The 19,585-nt window shown below is 64.8% G+C and carries 9 protein-coding genes; 4 read left to right on the forward strand and 5 right to left on the reverse strand.

Features of this window, described 5'->3' with window-relative positions; translation table 11 throughout:
* Positions 1-102 precede the first annotated feature (102 nt).
* The 3 genes from cphA (at position 103) to SH412_RS19150 (ending at position 4,673) form a co-directional block, all read left to right on the forward strand.
* The gene (gene cphA, locus SH412_RS19140; protein ID WP_336519617.1) at positions 103-2,754 is read left to right on the forward strand and encodes a cyanophycin synthetase; all 2,652 of its coding nucleotides are present in this window, start codon (positions 103-105) and stop codon (positions 2,752-2,754) included.
* 147 nt (positions 2,755-2,901) lie between these two features.
* On the forward strand, positions 2,902-4,146 hold the full coding sequence (locus SH412_RS19145) for an amidohydrolase family protein (RefSeq protein ID WP_336519618.1): 1,245 nt from the start codon (positions 2,902-2,904) through the stop codon (positions 4,144-4,146).
* A 116-nt stretch (positions 4,147-4,262) separates the two neighbouring features.
* Positions 4,263-4,673 (forward strand): hypothetical protein, encoded by a 411-nt coding sequence (locus SH412_RS19150; protein WP_336519619.1) that lies wholly within the window; start codon positions 4,263-4,265, stop codon positions 4,671-4,673.
* A 136-nt stretch (positions 4,674-4,809) separates the two neighbouring features.
* Here the strand turns inward: SH412_RS19150 and SH412_RS19155 are convergent, their stop codons facing one another.
* The 3 genes from SH412_RS19155 to SH412_RS19165 form a co-directional block, all read right to left on the reverse strand.
* Positions 4,810-6,960, reverse strand: coding sequence for an arylsulfatase (locus tag SH412_RS19155; RefSeq protein ID WP_336519620.1), 2,151 nt, complete (start codon positions 6,958-6,960; stop codon positions 4,810-4,812).
* Between the two features lie 400 nt (positions 6,961-7,360).
* Positions 7,361-8,524 carry a 3-oxoacyl-ACP synthase III gene (locus SH412_RS19160; RefSeq protein WP_336519621.1) on the reverse strand — a complete coding sequence of 388 codons (1,164 nt, stop codon included), beginning with the start codon at positions 8,522-8,524 and terminating at the stop codon, positions 7,361-7,363.
* A 90-nt stretch (positions 8,525-8,614) separates the two neighbouring features.
* Positions 8,615-15,835 (reverse strand): beta-ketoacyl synthase N-terminal-like domain-containing protein, encoded by a 7,221-nt coding sequence (locus SH412_RS19165; RefSeq protein WP_336519622.1) that lies wholly within the window; start codon positions 15,833-15,835, stop codon positions 8,615-8,617.
* 202 nt (positions 15,836-16,037) lie between these two features.
* Here SH412_RS19165 and SH412_RS19170 point away from each other — a divergent pair, with 202 nt between their 5' ends.
* Positions 16,038-16,664 carry a hypothetical protein gene (locus tag SH412_RS19170; protein WP_336519623.1) on the forward strand — a complete coding sequence of 209 codons (627 nt, stop codon included), beginning with the start codon at positions 16,038-16,040 and terminating at the stop codon, positions 16,662-16,664.
* Positions 16,665-16,752: 88 nt separating this feature from the next.
* Here SH412_RS19170 and SH412_RS19175 read toward each other — a convergent pair whose 3' ends face one another.
* Positions 16,753-17,817, reverse strand: coding sequence for a DUF1573 domain-containing protein (locus SH412_RS19175; RefSeq protein ID WP_336519624.1), 1,065 nt, complete (start codon positions 17,815-17,817; stop codon positions 16,753-16,755).
* A gap of 229 nt (positions 17,818-18,046) precedes the next feature.
* Positions 18,047-19,480, reverse strand: coding sequence for a DUF1501 domain-containing protein (locus tag SH412_RS19180; protein WP_336519625.1), 1,434 nt, complete (start codon positions 19,478-19,480; stop codon positions 18,047-18,049).
* Positions 19,481-19,585: the final 105 nt, after the last annotated feature.

The raw sequence follows: 19,585 nt of genomic DNA on the forward strand, positions 1-19,585 counted from the left end.
ACAGACGGTTGAGCAACTCTCAGCCCATTGAGCGGCGGATGCCAGACGGCACTCCCGCAGTCCGGTCACGAAGTTCGAATCGCGTCCGACCAAGGAACGATCATGGAATTGAAGACGACGCGTACGCTGCGCGGTCCAAACATCTGGACGCGGGCGACCGTCCTGGAAGTCGTCGTAGACTTCCGCGCTGAAGGCGACTTTTCGACAACTCAATGGAAGACACTGCGGGACCGACTGCGGCGGCTGTTCCCGGCGGTGCTGCGCACGGCGCAGACTCACGAGCACGAGGCGATTCGGACGTCTCCCGCGTCGACAGGGCTCGCACTGGCCGACCTGCTGGCCTCGGCAGCGCTCGCGTTGCAAAATGCGGCAGGGTCCCTGGTCGAATTTGCAAGAGTCTCCGAAATGCAGGAGCACGGGGTCTGCAAACTTGCGGTGCAGTATCGGGAAGAGCCTGTCGGACGGATGGCGCTGCAGACCGCTTTGCAGTTGCTTGCTGCGGCCGTTGAGGGCCGCGAGTTCGACGTCGAAGGCCCGGTCTATGAACTGCGCTCGCTCGACCAGAACATCCGGCTCGGACCGAGCACCGGCTCGATTGTCCGGGCCGCGCAGGCCCGGGGCATTCCGGCTCGGCGGCTGAACGAGCGGAGCCTCGTCCAGCTCGGACAGGGCTGCCAGCAGCATCGCATTCTGGCCGCCGAAACTGATCGGACCAGCGCCGTCGCTGAAGCGATCGTGCAGGATAAGGAGTTGACGAAACAGTTGCTCCGGGCCATCGGCGTTCCCGTTCCTGCCGGCCGTCCCGTGTCGGATGCCGAGGACGCCTGGCAGGTTGCCCAGGAAATCGGCCTGCCGGTCGTGGTCAAGCCGAAAGATGGCAATCAGGGGCGCGGCGTCGCCGTGAACCTGACGACCCGCGAGCAGGTGCAGCGCGCTTACGCCGCCGCCCGCGAGGAAGAGGACGAAGTTCTGGTGGAGAAGTTCGCCGCCGGAGCCGACTACCGCGTGCTCATCATCGACGGCAAGCTGGTCGCCGCCGCCCGCCGCGAACCGCCGCAGGTGATGGGTGACGGACGTCGGACGATCGCCGAGCTGGTCGCGGAAACGAACCTCGATCCCCGCCGGGGGGAGGATCACGCGACTCCGCTGAGCAAGATTCCGCTGGACGAGATTGCCGACGCGGTGCTGGCCAGCCAGGGGCTGTCGGTTTCGGCGGTTCCGGCCGCCGGCCAGGTTGTTCTGCTGCGTCGCAACGCCAACCTCAGCACCGGCGGGAGCGCCGCGGACGCCACCGATCTCGTCCACCCGGAAGTTGCCGCGCGGTGCGTTGAAGCGGCGCGGATGGTTGGGCTCGACATCGCCGGCATTGACGTTGTCGCTTCGGACATCAGCCGCCCGCTGGAGGACCAGGGGGGGATGATTATCGAGATCAACGCCGCTCCCGGACTGCGGATGCATCTGGAACCATCGTCCGGCAAGGGACGTCCGGTCGGCGAAGCGATCGTGGATTCGATGTTCGCACCCGATTCGAACGGACGGATTCCGGTCGTCGCCGTGACGGGCGTCAACGGAAAGACGACCACGACCCGCCTGGTCGCCCACATCCTGCGGACGTTCGGCAAGCGGGTCGGCATGACGTGCACCGACGGCGTTTACTTGAACGATCGCCGAATCGACACCGGCGACTGCAGCGGCCCGAAGAGCGCCCGCACCGTCCTCGCCAATCCGGCGGTCGAAGCGGCCGTGCTGGAAACCGCCCGCGGCGGCGTCCTGCGGGAAGGGCTCGGCTTCGATCAGTGCGACGTCGCGGTCGTCACCAACATCGGCGAAGGCGATCACCTGGGGCTGAACGGGATCGACACTCTTGAACAACTTGCCCGCGTCAAACGGGTGATTGTCGAAAGCGTCGCCCCGCACGGCTGCGCCGTGCTGAATGCCGAGGACCCGCTGACGGCCGCGATGGCCGCGTATTGTCCGGGTCAGGTGGTGCTGTTTGCCCGCAAGGCCGACCACCCCGCCCTGCTGGCCCATCGCGAGCGCGGCGGCAAAGTGGTCTTCGTGCAACAGAACGCCATCTTCGCGGCGGAAGGTCGCTGGGAAGCGAAGATCGTCGCGCTGCAGTCGGTTTCGCTCACGTTCGGCGGACTGATCGGTTTTCAGGTCGAGAACACGCTGGCGGCAACTGCGGCCGCGTGGAATCTGGGCATTCCGATCGAAGTCATCCGGCTGGGACTGGAATCGTTCATCAACAACGCCCAGCGCGTCCCGGCCCGTTTTAACTGCGTGCAGTTCCGTGGCACGACGATCATCATCGACTACGGCCACAACTCATCGGCCCTGCTGGCGCTGCTCGATGCCTTTCAGTTTCTGCCGCACGAACGCCGGCTGATCGTTTACACCGCGGCGGGCGACCGCCGGGATGAAGACATCATCCGCCAGGCGGAGCTGATCGCCCAGGGCTTCGACGAGCTGGTTCTTTACGAAGATCAGTGCACGCGGGGCCGGGCGGACGGCGAGGTCATTCGTCTGATGCGGGAAGGTCTGCAGAAGGGGACGCGTCTGCGGCACGTCGACGAAACTCGCGGCGAGATGATCGCCATCGAAATCGTGTTGCGCAAGATGCAGCCGGGCGATCTCGTGCTGATTCAGGCCGATCAGGTCGAGGAAGCGATCCGCTTCGTCGAACGCCATCTGGCGTCGCTCCCGGAAGAATTGGTGCGCGAACCCCGCCCGCAGACCGTTACTTCCCGGTGACGTTGGTTGGAGTCTGCGGCAGGAGATTCCGAACGCCCTCTGGTTCCCCGATACGACCGGAGGGCGTTTTCGTTGGATGCGACGACTTGTGGTGACGGGTGTAGAATCGTCCCGCACTCTTGCCCTGATCTGGAGAATGCCCCCCGCATGATTTTTGCCCCGATCACGTACCAGGCCCGCTGGATCCTCCCCGCAGTGGGCGAGCCCGTCGAGAACGGGGCCGTCCAGATTGCCGGCGGAAAGCTGCTCCGGATCTGGCGGCACGCGCCGGATGACGCGGTTAATCTCGGCAACGTGGCGATCGTGCCGGGTCTGGTCAACGCGCATACCCACCTGGAATTCTCCGACCTGACGCAGCCGCTGCAGCCGTTCCTCCCTTTCACCGACTGGATTCGGGCCGTCGTCGGCTATCGGCGTTCCCATCCGGACGGCGTCGCTTCCGCCATCCGTCAGGGGCTGAATGCCTGCCTGCAATCCGGGGTGACGCTGGCGGGGGAGATCGCCACGGCCGGCTGGAAACCCGACGACTATGCGAAGGGCCCGCAGGCGGTCGTGTTTCAGGAGTTGCTCGGGCTCGATCCGGACCGGATTGTCGAACTGGTAACGATTGCGGAAGCCCATCTGGGCCGTTGGGCAGAATTCGACGGAAGAATTACCCCGGGCTGGAGTCCCCACGCTCCTTACAGCGTCCATCCCGAACTCTGCCGCCGCATCGTTCAGCGGGCCGCGCAGCACAGAACCATCCCGGTCGCCATCCATGTGGCCGAGACGGCCGCAGAATTGCAGTTGCTCAAATCGGGCGACGGCGAGTTCCGCGACCTGCTGCAGCAGTTCGGCGTCTGGGAGGAAGGGCTTTTCGGAGGGCGTTCGCCGCGGGAGTTTCTGGAGCTGCTGTCCGAAGCGGACCACGGGCTGGCCATTCACGGGAACTACCTGACCGAAGAGGACCTGGTGTTTCTGGCTCAGAATCCGCACGTGACACTGGTCTATTGTCCGCGGACGCACGCGGCGTTCGGGCATCCGCCGCACCCGTGGCTCCGGCTGCTGAACCTTGGCGGTTCGGTGGCACTGGGGACCGACAGCCGGGCGTCGAATCCGGATCTGGACTTCTGGGCGGAGCTGCAGTTTCTGCAGGCCCAGTTCTCCGACGTCTCGGCGCTCGAAATCTTGTACCTGGCAACTCAGTCGGGCGCGCGGGCGCTGGGACGCGGCAAGAGCTGCGGCTCGCTGGCGCCCGGCAAGCGGGCGGACCTGGCGATCGTGGCGCTGGACGATCCGGCGTTCACGCATCCGGAACGGGACCTCTTTGCGCCGGGGAACCGAATCGTCGGCACGATGCTGGGAGGCGAATGGGTGCACCGCGCACCGGGGTTGTTGGTTGAGACTGTGTAAATTCGGAAGAGACAACCACGAATCGCACGAATGAACACGGATCGTGGGGAGGTTCAACAGAGACTGGTTTCCAGTTCGCCGGGGCGGTTCCGCTGCAGTTCCGAGGGAGACATCCAGTGCCTGATCTTTCGCTGTCACCGTTGGAAGATTTGCAAACTCGGATCGGGAAGCTGGAGCGTGTTCAGCGCCGCTGGCGGACGGCTGCCTTATCTCTGGGGGCCGCCGGGCTGCTGGCATTTCTGATGGGCGCGGTCGATCTCCCTCGCAAACTCGACCTGGAAGAACTGACATTGCGGGATTCGAAGGGGAATGTGCGCCTTAAGATGTTCCTGCTCAACGATCATCCGCATCTGATGATGCTCGATCCCGACGGCATCCCGCGGAGTCAGTTTTCTGCGGAAATGATTGCCTTGCACGAACGGGGATGGCCGCGGATGACGCTGACGTCTGCGGGGAAACCGGCGATCGTCCTCTACAAGGACGACGGCAAGCCCGGCCGGCGAATCAGTGCTGCCGAGAAAGACTGAGGGGGGGCCAGTAACGGGGTGGCTGGATCGAGCGTTCGAGCCGCCGCTTCCTGCGACCTCGCTGGGGGCGGCCCAAGGCGGCCGACCCCAGCCACCCGATGTCAGATCTCATCTGCACGAGACGCGACTTCGGGATCTATTCGCCGAGCTTCAACTGGATCGACTCGATTTTTCCCGCGAACGGCGACGGGCCCGTGTATTCGCCGACGCGACCGCCGCTGTCGCGGCCGACCTGCAGACCATCCGCGGGCTGCGAGAGGACGCCGCCCGGCAGTTTGCCCGTTTTGCAGGGCTGACCATCGAGGGTAACGGACAGCTTGCCAGAGGTCTCCAGGACGACAGACAGCGTGTGTTCGCCGCCGAATTCGGCGGCGATGACCTGTTCGCTCAGCCTGTTGCCTCGGCGGAGACCGACGTGCAGCTTGCCGTCGTCGAACCAGAGGGCATAACCGTGGGCGCTGCCGCCCTGGGCGAGGAGTACGCCGGCGGGTCGTTCGGCGGAGTAGCGGGCGACGATCTCCAGGCGTCTGTTTTCGATGTCGGGGGCGTCGGCTCCTTTCAACGCGTCGCCGGCCTTCAGCTCGAACGACTTGCGAGGACTGCGAGCGGCCCTGGTCTTTGAGCCTGTCCGCCAGCCGCCGAGAGGCAGGACGCTGGCCCGCGCCGCCAATTCATTCCAGCGGGCCGACATCTGCTGAACGCGGCCGGGATGGGCGTCCGCGAGGTCGTGCAACTCGGATCGATCGGTCGCCAGGTCATACAGTTCCCAGGGGCGGTTCTCTTTGGCGACCAGCTTCCACTGGCCGTCGCGGATCGCCTGGTTCCCTTCGTGCTCCCAGAACAGCGGCTGCGGGCGGTCCAGCGACTTTCCCGCAAAGGCAGGGCGCAGGCTGACTCCTTCGCGCGGCGTCACGGGCTGCCCGTTTCGCTCGGTCGGATACTTCGCCCCGGCGACGTCGATGCAAGTGGCCATCAGGTCGATCAGGTGTCCGGGCTGATGTTCGATCTCGTTCGTTCGTTTCAGCCCCTGCGGCCAGTGAGCGATCAACGGAGTGGAAATGCCCCCTTCATGCACGAAGTGTTTGTATTCACGGAACGGGGTGTTGCTCGTGTTGGCCCAGTCGGGGCCGTAGGCGATGTAGGTATCGGGACCGCCGGGCAGATGTCCCGGCCCCATCACCACGGGCCGGCCGTCGCGAGTCTGGGCCGGAATCACGTCCAGCCGGACGGCGTCGGCGGCGATGACGGGATGCATCGTTTCCTCGCGGGCTTTCCGGCCGACGGTCTCCTGGCAGCCGCCGTTGTCCTGCAGGAAGAAGATCAGCGTATTATCAAGCTGCCCCTGCTCACGGAGGGTCTGGACGATGCGGCCGATCCCCTGGTCCATCGCGTCGATCATGGCGGCATAGACTTCCATGCAGCGGGCTTCCCATTCCGGGTACTCCTGGCGAGACCAGTCTCCTGTCTGCGGACTGAGTTCGACCGTGGGAGGAATCAGGCCCAGTTCTCGCAGTCGTTCAAACCGCCGTTTGCGAATTGGTTCGTAGCCCGCATCGTATTTGCCGCGGTAGCGGGCGACGTCGGCCTCCAGCGCGTGCATCGGCCAGTGGGCGGCGGTGTAGGCCACGTACAGGAAGAAGGGTTTGTCGGCCTGTTGCTGGCGATGCTCCATTACGAACCGGATGGCATGGTCGCTGATGGCGTGCGTGTAGTAGTACGTTTCCGGCTTGTACTCGGGATCGGCGAAGGGGGAGATCATCGTGTTGTCGCGGGTCAGCGTGCCGGGATCGTAGAAGCTGCCCGCGCCGGTGATCGTGCCGTAGAACCGGTCGAACCCGCGCTGCAGCGGCCAGTTGTGTTTCGGGCCTTCCGGTTTGACCTGATCGTTGCGGACGACGTGCCACTTACCGGTGGCGTAGGTCGCGTAGCCGGCCGGGCGGAGGGCTTCCGCGATGGTGACGCAGTGTTCGTTGAGCCCGCCGCTGTAGCCGGGATGGCCCCGGTCCTCCGTCATGTGGCCGACGCCGGCCTGATGGGGATAGAGTCCCGTCAGCAGGCAGGCCCGCGTCGGGCAGCAGCGGCCGGTGTTGTAGAACTGCGAGAACCGCAGGCCATTTGCGGCGAGGCCATTCAGATTCGGAGTGTTGATCTCGCCGCCGTAACAGCCGAGGTCCGAGTAACCCATGTCGTCGGACAGGATGACGATCACGTTCGGCCGGTCGGCGGCGGAAAGGGGCATGATGCACGCGAGGAAGATGGGCAGGCAGCACAGCAGGCGGGACCACATGGCGTTACTCCTCGTTGATCCTCGGGTCGAACATTGGGGTGCTGGGGCGGAGTCTTCGACGAATCGGCGCCAGTGAGACCACCTCAATCACCGGCCACGAATGTGACGCGTCGTCTGTTCTCCGTGGACGACAGCCCGACATCTTCGAAGACCCTCACCCTGGCCCTCTCCCACTGAAGACAGCGGGAGAGGGGACACGACGAAAAGACGCACTGTTCGAGAATCGATGCCGGTGATTCAGGAGACTGGGTCGTCGAAGACTCCGACGCCAGCCACTCAGCCACTCGTTTCCTGCTCTCTCCGTGCCCTCAGTGCATTCCGTGGTTCACACTCTTCCCATTCATTCGCGTTCATTCGTGCAATTCGTGGTTGTCTCTTTCCGCACGTCAGAACGCAAAGCCTACCAGTCGACTGCCAGCATCATACAGTTGAGCCCGCTGCCGATCCCCAGCAGGGCGACGCGGTCACCCTTCTGCAGGAAACCCCGTTCGTCGGCGATGGCCGCGGTGATCGGCAGCGAGACGGTGCCGATGTTTCCCAGGTATGGATACGTGCAGAAGTCGCGGTCGACGGGGATTCCCAGCGACTTGAGCACTTGATCGCGGTGCCCCTTGCCGACCTGGTGGCAGATCACCTTGTCGATCTGTTCGGGCGCCAGCCCCACGCGGGACAGAAACGACTGCCACGTTTTGTGCCCCAGCTCCACGCCGAACTTGAGGACCGAAATCGAATCGGTCTGCATCACCTGTGTAAACGCGTGCGACAGCCGGGCCGGCAGCAGGCCGCTGACCTTCTGCTGAATGAGCTGCGGCACGAGATTGCCGAGCCGGGTCTGCGTGACGGCGGACGGCAGCAGGTTGCCGACGCGATCGACCGCCGCCGGGAGCGTCGACTCGAAGCCCCACGTGCAGAGCCCGTGATGCTCCGGAGCGGACTTGATGGCCCCTCCGAGCAGGCGGTGGGCGTTCTCCCGGCCGAACGAGCCGTCGGTCATCAGGACCGCCACGGCCCCGGAGCCCCCCGTCAGCGTGGCCAGCGACTGGGTCAACGACTCCATGCTCATGTCTTCGAGCAACCGTTGGATCGTGTATTCGACGATTTCCCGAGACGACTCGCACGAGACCACCATGCCGGCGCGGATCTGCCCCAGCTCGATCCGGTTGGCGATCTCCAGCATGCCGTTCAGCACGCCGAGGCAGGCGTTGCTGACATCGTAAACCGCCGCGTCGGGGCTGATGCCGAGATTGGCCGCGACGCCGCAGGCTGTGGCCGGTTCGAAGCGTTCGCGGCAGACGCCGGCGTAGATCAGGACTTCCACGTCGCGAGCGGCGACGCGTGTCTGTTCCAGCACCCGCCGGGCAGCTTCGGTGGCGCCGTCGGTCAGCGTCTGATCGGTCTCCCACCACCGGCGTTCGGTGATTCCGGTCCAGGCTTCGAGCTGCCCGACGGGGATCTTGAGCTTCTCGTAGAGGGGCGCGAGGCGCTGCTCCAGCTCCGCCGAGGTGACCACGACGGGCGCCAGCTCGTAACCGATCGCTTCGATGAAGACGCGCTGGTATTTCATGGAGTTGGTAATTGGTTCTTTGTGATTGGTGATTGGTGATTGGTCAGTTGTCAGTTGCGTTGAAATCGCAATTCTTCCCGTTTCCGGCTCTCAACTCTCAACTCTCAACTCTTTCACCGTCTGCAGCGTGAATTTTTTCATTTCGTAGATGACCCGGCCGTCGACGACCAGGAAGCCGGCGGCGGTGACGAGGCGGGCGGCGTCGTCGACGTCGGTGACGACCACGTCTACGGTAACGGCCTGGTCGCGGGGAATCACCTGACCGCGGTAGATCCACTCGTGCGGCTGATTCAGAGCGACGGTCTGAAACACGGCGTCCGGCCCGAGGTTCCAGCGGCGCTGAGCGTAGATTTTCATGAGCTGCAGGAACGATTCCAGCCCCAACGAACCGGGCCAGACCGGGTCCTGGTAGAAGTGGGCTTTGAAGAACCAGAAGTCCGGATCGACATGGACGGAACCGCGCACGAAGCCGAGCCGATGCGGACCGCCGTCGGCTGCGAACTGGTCGACCTGGGTGATCATCCGGAACCGTTCGCTGGCGAACGGGGCGGTCGTCGGCACGGGGAAACTCTCGGCCTGCTGCAGGTCGAGTCGGCTCGGCTCGAAGCGTTTCGCGTCGCGGATGCCGACTTGATTGGCGAGGGCCGCCTTCGAGAAGAACCCGAAGTAGGTGTTCCCCGCATAGACCGATTCGCCGTTGCAGCGGAGGTCGAAGTCGAAGTGCTGGATAATCATTCCCGCGGACTGCGAGACGCGGGTGATCTTGACCGTCGTGGCCAGCGTTCCCGAGTCCGCCGTGACTGCGCGATGCTGCGTCGCCGTGCCGCCGAGATTTCGGAAGGAGAGATCGACGTCGCTGGTGAGCGCGGAGCCCAGATAGCCGGCGAGCCAGCCGCAGGGTTGCAGGGCGGTTTCGAGCAGGACGGCGAACGGCATTCGGGGCTGTTGATTGGCGGCGAAGAACCAGGCGTCGGGGGGGACGTCGTACTCGGCGACGATGACGCCGCCCGCTTCGAGTTTCCAGGCTTCGCAGTTTTCGATGGAAACGATCCGGTCCAGAAACTGGAACGGCGGGCCGGGCAGCCGGGCGATTTTTCGTTCGCTGTCGAAGACTTTGTAGCGGTCGCCGAAGGCGTCGGAGGGTTTGCCGATGGCGAAGGCGGTGATGCGGTCGGTGGGGAAGAGGGCGGGCTTTGCCGGCGGTTGAGAGTTGAGAGTTGAGAGTTGAGAGGAAGAGCCGGAATCAGATGGAGTCTCCGTCTGACACTCAACTCTCAACTCTCGTCTCTCAACTCCGCGCCACAGCGCCTCAATTGCCTCGCGGGTCAATCCGGTCAGTCGGACCGACATGTCGGTGATTTCGACGATCGGCTTGCCGTCAGCGTACATGAGGGCGTCGGCGAGGCAGAAGGGAGTCTGCTCTGAAATGCATTTCTGACTCTCAACTCTCATCTCTCCACTCTCAACTCCCCCATACCCCAGCTCCTTGATTGTCACCTCGTACCAGACCTTTTGCGTTGAGGCGACGACCTGGCCGCGGCACTTGAGGCGGCTGCGGATGCCGGGGATTGGTTCGTAGGCGATCTGTCCGGCTTCGCCGATCCAGCCGAGGCGGAGGAGGTAGATGCGCAGGGTGTGGAGGCAGCACTCGTACATGAGGGTGCCGGGCATGACCTGGTCGTCGCAGAAGTGGCAGGTCAGGAACCAGTCGTCGGGGTGGATATCCATCTCGGCCCGGATCACGCCGAGACCGTATTTGCCGGCGCCGGGCTCGATCGAGAGCACGCGATCGACGAGCCGCATGCGCCCGTCCGGCAGCGTGACGGGATGGTGCAGCGGCAGGTTCCTGAAGCGGGGGCCGAAGCAAGCGGCGAGATCGCCGCGACGCAGCGCCGCGAGCTGGACGTCGGAGAAACTTTCGGGGGCGAGCGGGCAGGGTTCCGACCAGTCGGGGGGGAGCTTGCCTGGTTGCGGGCGTTTGTCGAGGGTGCTGTGGATGACGCCTTTGCCGCCGGCGAGTTCGGCCTCGGAGAAGAATCCGGCGCAGCCTTCGCGCATTGTCAGCAGCGGTTCGCCATTGACGGTGGCGTCGAACTCGAACCGGAAGAGATACGTCTCCCCCTGGCGGAAGAAGTGATTGATTTTGATGTCGTAGTGGATGGTCTCGCCGGCGCCGGGGAGTTCGCGATGGAAGGTGACGACGGCGTCCAGCAGTCGGTAGACCGCCTTGCCGCGCGCATGCAGATCGATCCCCAGCCAGCCGGAGAGGAACAGGTCGGCCTGTCCCGATTCGACGGCGATGCACGTGGGAATGCGGCCGCAGTCGAGATACCACGCGTCCGGGTGAATGTCGTGTTCGGTCACCACGCGTCCCGAGGTCATCGAGAGGGGTTCGCCGTCGATTTCCAGAATCCGGTCGACGAGCATCAGCGGTTCGTCCGGCAGCCGGACGCGCGTGGGGAATTCGTCGATCGCCGCGAACTGCTCCCCAAGAACGCGACCGATCTTGCCGATGGCGAACTCGAGGCATTGCTCGCGGTTGAGGGACCGGGGCGAGGTTTGGGGGGAGTCCCAGGCGGGCGGTGCGGGTATCGGGTATCGGGTATCGGGTATCGCAGAGACGTTGGGCCGGCTGTGCCGGCCGGCCGCTGGATCGTCGATGGGTGCCGGTCGAGGCAAGTCGTCGTTCGCTGCAGCTCCCATGTCGGGTGAGTCGAGTCCGCGAGGTTCGCCATCCTTGATCGTCTGAATGGTGGGCCTCGAAGACTCGACCCACCCTACGTTTTGCGATGAAGTTGTCGGCGGCGCGGCGACGATCGTCGACTGGCGTGCAAGTTCGGCTGCGGCGAGGTCGAACGTCTGGCGGGCGACCTGCAGATAGGCGGCATGCGCGGCGGCCTGGGCCGAGACCAGATCGCTCAGCATCTGCAGTGCCGCGGCGCGATCCGGGGCGGCGACGGCGGAAAGTCCAGACGGTAGCGGCTGAGGCACAGGTGCAGTCACGGAGAGATCCTCGACGACGCCCGCGGGCATCGATGAAACAGGCTGGGACAATTGAAAATCGCCGATCGGAGCGGCTGGATGAACGAAGTCGTCCCCCAACAGATCAGCGATATCCGAAGCGACGCCAGCGCCGTTGCCAGAGTCTTTTGATTCCATGGGCGCTCCGTGTGCCACGGGCGGCTCGTCCGCCCGGACCTCGTCAACAGCCGGTCGCACTGGCGGCAAGCCGCCAGTGGCACACAAGTCCCGTTCGACGACTGGCCGACGAGTTGGAATCGCTGGCAGCGGCGGAGCCTCGTACGGCGCACCACCCACCGGCGTACGAATCGTCCGCGTTACCGACGGCTTCAGCGTTCGCGGCCCATAGAGCGGCGACAGGTCGACGGGGACGCCCTCAACCATCAACTGTCCAAACGCATTCAGAAACACGCCGAGCGGATCGGAGGTCGCCGGGCAGACCGCTCCGGACCAGACGGGCGTCTCCGGGAGGATCGCCTCGATCATCCGCGTACAACTCGCGCCGGGACCGATCTCCAGGAACCGTTGCACGCCGTCCGCGTGCGCCTGGCGGATGACTGCAGGAAAATCGATCGTGTCGACGGCTTGAGCGACAATCGCCTCGGCCGCGGACTCGTGGTTCAGTTCGTACGCACGTCCCCACGCCGTGCTGTAGAACCGCACGCCCGCGGGGGGAGTCGTCCGCATCCGATGCAGTTCGCGGTAGGCGGGCTCAACCTGGCGGAGAACCGGACAGTGGACCGTGCTGGGCGTCGCCAGCGGCACGAACGTCGCCCCGAGCCGGCGGATCAGTTCGTCGACATGCGTTCGCTCGCCCCCGACGACGCACTGTCCCGGCGTATTGACGATCAGCAGATAAGCCCGCTCCAGACCTGACAGCGCGGATCGCACGGCGTCTGCAGAGCGATCTACGACGCCCGACAACCACGGCACCGGTTGCCCGGCGAGAAGTTTCCACGCTGCACGTGCGGCGTCAAATGGAGCGACGAGATCGCTGCCGAAGAGGGGCGAGCGCCGCATCCGCTGCAGCATTTCATCGCGATCCCGCCAGGCCCTCAGGCCGAACAACGCCGCGGATTCCCCCAGGCTATAGCCGATGGAGGCCTGAGGCCGGATTCCGAACTCCGCCAGCAGATCGCAGAGCGCAGTCCCCAGCGCCACCTGCCCGAAGATCATCGCCTTATGATCGCGGCCCAGAGCTTCGGTCGAAGGGCCATTCCAGATCAGATCGGGCTGATACTGTCCCCGGAGTTCTGCGTTCTCGGCGTGCTGCCGTTGCAGGATCTCAGGAAACGCTGCGAGGAGTTCGCGCCCCATCCCGAGAAAGTGATTGCCCGAACCGGGAAAGACGAACGCCAGCTCGCCTGGGGCCGCGGGGGTTTTGCGCAGCCAGACTCGCAACCGTGAATCATTCGGCAAGGACTCGCCCGCCAGTCGACGCTGCAAGCCGCTCAAAGCGGATCGCAGCTCCTGGACATCGCGAGCGACAATCGCGGCTGCAACCGGCGACTCCGGATTGAATCGATGCTCGCACCACCAGCGGCGCGCCAACCGATCGATTGAATGGTTGGTCTCCAGGAGGGATTCACAGTTCCCCAGCGACTGACGCAACGTGTCTCGATCGGTCGCGCCGAAGGCGAAGAGCCCCTGCCCGAGGACGGTTCTCACGATGCAGTTGGCGCTGATGGCAGAATGGTGGGGTGGCTGGGGTCGGCCGGTCTGGGCGGCTCCCAGTCCGTGGGTGAGAGGCTGGGGGCTCGAAGACTCGACCCCAGCCACCCCGCGAACCAGAGAATCAGCGAGCGTACTGCTGATCGGCCCCTCCTCAAGCAGCACGCGTATGGACGGTCCGTCGGTTGGCGTGGTCGTCACGGCCAGTTGCCGCGGCCCGTTCCGCCGGTCGCTGAGCCAGGGCTGCGCGGTTCCGCTGCCGGCGGGGAGAAGCCCGCGAGACAAGTAGAGCACGCCGCTCAGAAGTTCGAGCATTCCGGTCGCCGCACCGGCGTAAATGGGAGCAGGGTCTCGCGCTGCGGTCTGAGCCACCGGCTCTGGTTCGCCCCGGTCGATCTCACGGATCACCGCATGAATCCGGTCTCCGTCGCGGACCGCGTCGTCGACTCGTTTGAGTATCAGCGCGACCGATGCATCGACGAAACGCTTCTCGGGCGACACGCCGTCGGCGAGCGCCGCCAGCACGATGCGGACGTCCGTCGCTAATTCGACGCTGCCGACCAGCGCCCGATCGAGTTGCCCGGTCTGCAATTGCGATACCGCCGCCGCCAGCGCATGCAGGCCCGAAGTTTCTTCCCCCGAGATCGTGAAGCAGGGTCCGCCGACATCGAACTCGCGTGCCAGCCGGCTGGCGACGATCCCCCCCAGGTTCCCCATCACCCGGTTCGGCGTCAGGGGCGGACTGAATCGCTCGCGCAGCTCGGCGACCCATTGCACAAACTGCTCTTCGCTCAGCTCCAGCCCGAGCTGGTCCGCCCACTGCCGGGCCAGAGGTTCCAGCATCCACCGCACGTGAAAGTTGGTGGTGTTCGGATCGAGCTCGATCCCGACGAACACTCCCGTCCGGTTTTCCAGCGTTCGCGGCTGCCCGGCATCCGCCAGGGCTTCCGCCGCCACCTGCAGCATCCATTGCTGCTGCGGCAGCATGTCGGCGATTTCGAGCGGCGGAATCCGGAACTCTCCCAGCGGAATCTCCGTCTCAGCGATCCCGCTGAACCGCGGCAGCGTTGCCCCGTCGACGCGCTCCGACGACTCGACGCCCCACCACCGCGGCTGGGTATCAACGAATGAGACACGTCCAAGCCGCTCCGCCAGAAATTCATCCGCCGACTCCGCCGTCCCGACACGAGCGGCCAGGCCGACAATCGCAACGGCCGGCGGATCGACGCGAAAGCCGGGGGACTGCGTGCGTCGCGGTGCGAGCGCAGCCTCCGTCGCGAGATTCCACTCCTCGACCAGCACATGGGCGTTGATTCCGCCAAAGCCGAACGCATTCACCGCCGCCCGTCGAGGCGAACCATCCCGATGCCGCTCCCAGTCTTCCGCCTTGGCCAGCACACGGAACGGACTGCCGGCGCGCTGCAGGCCCGTTGCGGGTCCGGCGAAATTCGCGGTTGGCGGCAGCGTCTCGTGCCGCAGAGCCTGCAGAACTTTGAGCATCCCGGCCGCACCCGCGCCGGTCAGCAGGTGCCCGACGTTGGACTTCACCGACCCCAGCACCGCCCGTCCGGTACGCCCGTGCCAGAGCTGATGTGCGCTCTCAATTTCTACCGCGTCGCCGACAGGCGTTCCCGTCGCGTGGCACTCAATCAGTTCGACCGACTCCGGCTGCCAGCCGGCCGCAGCATAGGCCGCCTGCATCGCCCGCAACTGCCCCTCGGTCCGGGGAGCGAGCAGGCTCCCGCCGCGGTCATTCGATATGCCGATCCCGGCAAGTGTCGCCGCAATCGTATCGCCGGCCGCAATGGCATCACTCAGGCGTTTGAGGACAAAGACGCCAGCCCCTTCGCCGACAACCAGACCGTCTGCCGCAGCGCTCAACGGTGCACAGCGTCCGCGTCGCGACAATGCCTGCAACTGGCCGAAGCCCATCTGCGTGTACTGGCAGTCGGGACGGGAAAGGCCGCCGGCGAGCACGGCATCCAGCCGCCCGGACTGGAGTTCATCGACGGCGAACTTGAGGGCATAGAGCGAGGACGCGCACGCGGCATCCAACGTCCACGCCGTGCCGCCGAGTCCCAGCGCCCGGGCCACGAGCGCTGCGGGGAGCCCCGCGGCAAACCGATTCCGCGGGTGCCAGTTTGCCGGCGACCACGGCGCTGGTCCAGGCGAGAAGACTCGTTTGGCAATCTGCCGCCCCAGGACGTCCCGGGCCCAGGCCGACGTCGACTCTGTCGGCAGGGCGATCGCTCCGAGGATGACTCCGATCCGGGACGGATCGACCGCCTCGCAGCCGCCGGCCCGAAAGGCCGCGCGGGCCGCATGCAGGGCCAGGTGGCAGAGAGGATCGAGCCGGGCCAGGAAGTCGCGATCGAGTCGCAGTCCGGTCGGATCGAATTCGAAGCCTTCGACGAAGCAGCCCCAGTTCGAATAGACGCGATCGGCCTGCAGGTCGCCGGGGGCGTGCGCCATCTCGGCGGGGAGCGCCCAGCGCCCGCGTGGAACGGTCTGGCCGGCATCTCGCCCGGCGGCCACCAGCCTCCAGAAGGCATCGGGATCTGCCGCGCCGGGAAAAACTCCACCCCATCCAACGATCGCGATCCGTTCCTGACTCGTCATGCATCCGCCGGGTGCAAACTTTGCGCAAACCGGCCAATGTCTCGGCCGGGGGAACCCGCCATGATAGGCAAGCCGGGCGGGTGGCACCAACCCACCCGCCTCCCCGCAGAATCGGTCAAGTCGGCGGGATCGCTACGACGATTCGAAACGACAGGGGCGCGAAGTCGCCGGGCGATTTCGTGCCCGCTGGGGGGGGGAAGACATGTTGAAGCGCTGGGGTCTGGGATTGTGTCTGGCCGGGGCTGTGACCAGCTCGGTCGGTTGCCGGTGTCTGCCGGGGCTGAATGCCTATGGCAATGTCATCGACGACGTCTCCGACGCCGACTGGTGGCATCCGCTGGACAACGTCTACTGCCCCCGGCTGGATATCAGCCGGGCCGGCAGACCCGACTGGTGCGGCCCGGTGAACAGCCGGCTCTGCCCCTGCCGCTGCGTCAACGGCACCTGGGACCGGTACGACGAGTGCAATCTCTATCCGCCGGCCTACCCGTACCAGTATCCGGGCAGCTTCTTTGGTACGGTCGTCAATCCCGCGACCGGCACGCCCTATCCGCAGCCCGCTCCGCTGGCCGACCCACTGCGAAACGAAAGCGAAGAAGTCGAGCGGGAAATGCTGCCGGATTCGCCGCAGCTCGACTTGCCGCGCCAGCCGCTCCCCCCGGCCCCGGAACCGAGCACTCGGCGCCCGGCCAGCCAGGAGGAAAGCTCCGGTGTCATCCCGGCGTCGGCGCAGGTTCTGGCTCCGAACCCGGTACGCCGCCCGGACCACAAACCCAAACACACGGCTCCCGCACCGGCTCCACAGAAAACCCGGTCCCTGCTCCCGTAGGGAACCTTCAATTGCACGCATGAAACGACAGAAGCCTCCGAGATCCCTCGGAGGCTTCTGTCGTTGTGATCTCTCGGCAGAGACACGCCTACTTTGCGTCGCTGGCCTCAGCCGCGGGAGCCTCGGCCGGAGTGGCCGGGACGACGATCTTCGCCTGAATGCGAAGGGTGATCGGTTCTTTACGACCTTCAATGATCACTTGGATGTCGTTCTGATAATCGCCAGCGTCTGCGGGGGCCGTAAACTTCAACGGCAGCAGATGCACCGGTCGGGCATCAGAGGGCATCTGCACGGTCAGAGCCTTGTCCCCTTTCCCCTGATTAAATCCTTCAATGGAAATCGGCTTCTTCGCCCGAATCACGACTGTCTGGGTTTTGACCTGACCAGCAGTCACCGTGCCGAAATTGATCGCAGACGGCGTCACCGTCAGGTCGGATTCCACCTGGGCAAAGACCGGAATCGGCACATGAGGATTGTTGGCGTCGTCGGTGACCAGAGTCAGCGTCTCGCGAATTACGCCCGCCGAAGCGGTCGGCTTTAACGTCACCAGCAGCTCATAATCCACCCGCTGCCCGCCGCGACCGATTTCCTTCGCCACGGCCTCGATGTTCGGATTCCGGTTCTGCACCTGCAGAATCTTCCAGTCCGGCCGCCCGGCGTACGCCACCGACAGCTTCAGCTCGCGGGATTGCCCCAGGTCCACGGTCCCGAAATTGACCGAGCCCGGCTCAACCACGACGTCCGTCCGGATATAGACCGACACCGGAATCCGGACCGTCGCCAGCGCCCCCTTGCTCGGCTCGTAGACGCTGATCGTAACGACCGAATCGCGTTTCCGGCTGAAATTCCGCGTGTCCATCGAAACATCGATGATACCGGTCTGCCCGCTCGCCAGATCTTTCACGGTCGTGCTGGCCTGCGCGCAACGACAGCCCGTGGCAACCCCCGTGATCTGGATGGTTTCCACGTACCTGTTGGTGATCTTGAGCTGCGTCTTGCACTCAGCTCCTGTGGCGACGACGCCGAAATCGAGCTTGTCGACTTCGAACATCTTCTCGGCCCATCGCGGATCCTGCTGTGCCATTACACAAGCGGGGGCGGCCATCCATGCCACCACCAGACACCGCGCCAGCCAACTGGTCTGCAACGACATTGGCGAGTCTCGCTGTAAATACCACATCGCAACCGGCGCAGTGCGCCATCGTGGCCCAAACTCAAAACGTATTGGGGCGCAAGCCGTTGCGAAAATCGGCTCTGTCACGCGCGAAGTTAATGGGCACTGACCAAAATGTCAATCACGGTCCAAAGTCGTCTCGGTGGATCGGCTTACGTCGACTTTCCGGATCCTTGAACTGGCGTTTCACGGCAACTGCGCCGCCGTTTCACGCCAGCAGGTCTTTGACAACGTTGCCGTGAATGTCGGTCAGACGGAATTGTCGTCCCTGATACGTATAAGTCAACCGCTCGTGATCCAGCCCCAGCGCGTGCAGAATTGTCGCCTGCACGTCGTGAATGTGGACCGGGTTTTCCGCGACATGAAAACCAAGTTCGTCGGTCCGTCCGTACGAAAGTCCTCTTTTGAAACCGCCGCCGGCGAACCACATGGAATACGCCTGCGGGTGGTGATCCCGGCCCAGGCTCCGGCCCAGGGCCGGGTTGGACTCCACCATCGGCGTCCGCCCGAACTCGCCCCCCCACACGACGAGTGTCTCATCAAGCATCCCCCGCTGTTTCAGATCCCGCACCAGCGCTGAGGAGGCCTGATCAGTCGCCTGGCAGTTTCTCGTATGATTTCCCAGCAGGTCCGAGTGAGCATCCCAGCCTTCGTGGTAGATATTGATGAACCGCACGCCGCGCTCCACCATCCGCCGCGCCAGCAGGCAGGCCCGGGCGAAAGACGGTTTGTCGGGATCGCAGCCGTAGAGCTTCAGCGTCTCGGGCGTTTCTCCTTTCAGGTCCATGAGTTCCGGCGCCGAAGTCTGGAGCCGGAAGGCCATTTCGTAGGCGGAGATACGGGTCGCGATTTCGGGATCGCCGGCCGCCTCCAGACGGCGCTGGTTGAGCTGTCCGATCAGGTCGAGCGACTCCCGTTGAGTCTGGGAATCGATTCCCGCCGGGCTGGACAGGTTCAGAATCGGATCGCCCTGGTTCCGAAAACGGACGCCCGTGTAAACCGAGGGCAGAAACCCGCTCGACCAGTTGGCCGCCCCGCCGCTGATCCCTGCACCTGTCGACATGACCACGAACGCCGGCAGATCCTCGGCCTCGGCTCCGAGTCCATAGACGACCCACGAACCGAGGCTGGGCCGTCCCGGCTGCGAGAAGCCCGTATTCAGGAAGATCTGGGCAGGAGCGTGGTTGAACTGGTCGGTATGAATCGACCTGACGAGACAAATGTCGTCGACGACTGTTGCCAGCCCCGGCATGACGTCGGCGATTTCCATCCCCGATTCGCCGTGCTTGTGGAAGGGAAACCGCGGCCCCAGAGCGGCGGCGTCGGAGCGGATGAAGGCATACCGCTGCCCGCCGATGATCTCCGGCGGAATCGGCTTGCCTTCGAACTTGGCAAGCTGCGGCTTGTAGTCGAACAGATCCAGATGGCTCGGCGCGCCGGCCATAAAGAGGTGGATCACCGCCTTCGCCTTGCCGGGGAAATGCGGGTCGCGCGGAGCGAAGTCAGCGGTGGGGGCTGCGACGCTCGGACGCGCGGCTCCACCAGCCAGCAGGGAGGCGAGGGCGACCTTGCCGACACCGACGCCGCAGTTTTCGAAGAAATGGCGACGGGTGATCAACGAAGAGATTTCAGCGGGGATCATGGAGGCGTCTCCTCGGCAGCAGTTTGTCGTTTCGCTCGGGGTGGCCGGGGCTGGAGCGTCTTCGCGAAGCCCCGGTGATCGAAAGCCGGGGCTTCCCTTCGGTCC

The organism is Planctellipticum variicoloris (assembly GCF_030622045.1).
In the GTDB taxonomy this organism is placed as follows: Bacteria; Planctomycetota; Planctomycetia; order Planctomycetales; family Planctomycetaceae; genus Planctellipticum; species Planctellipticum variicoloris.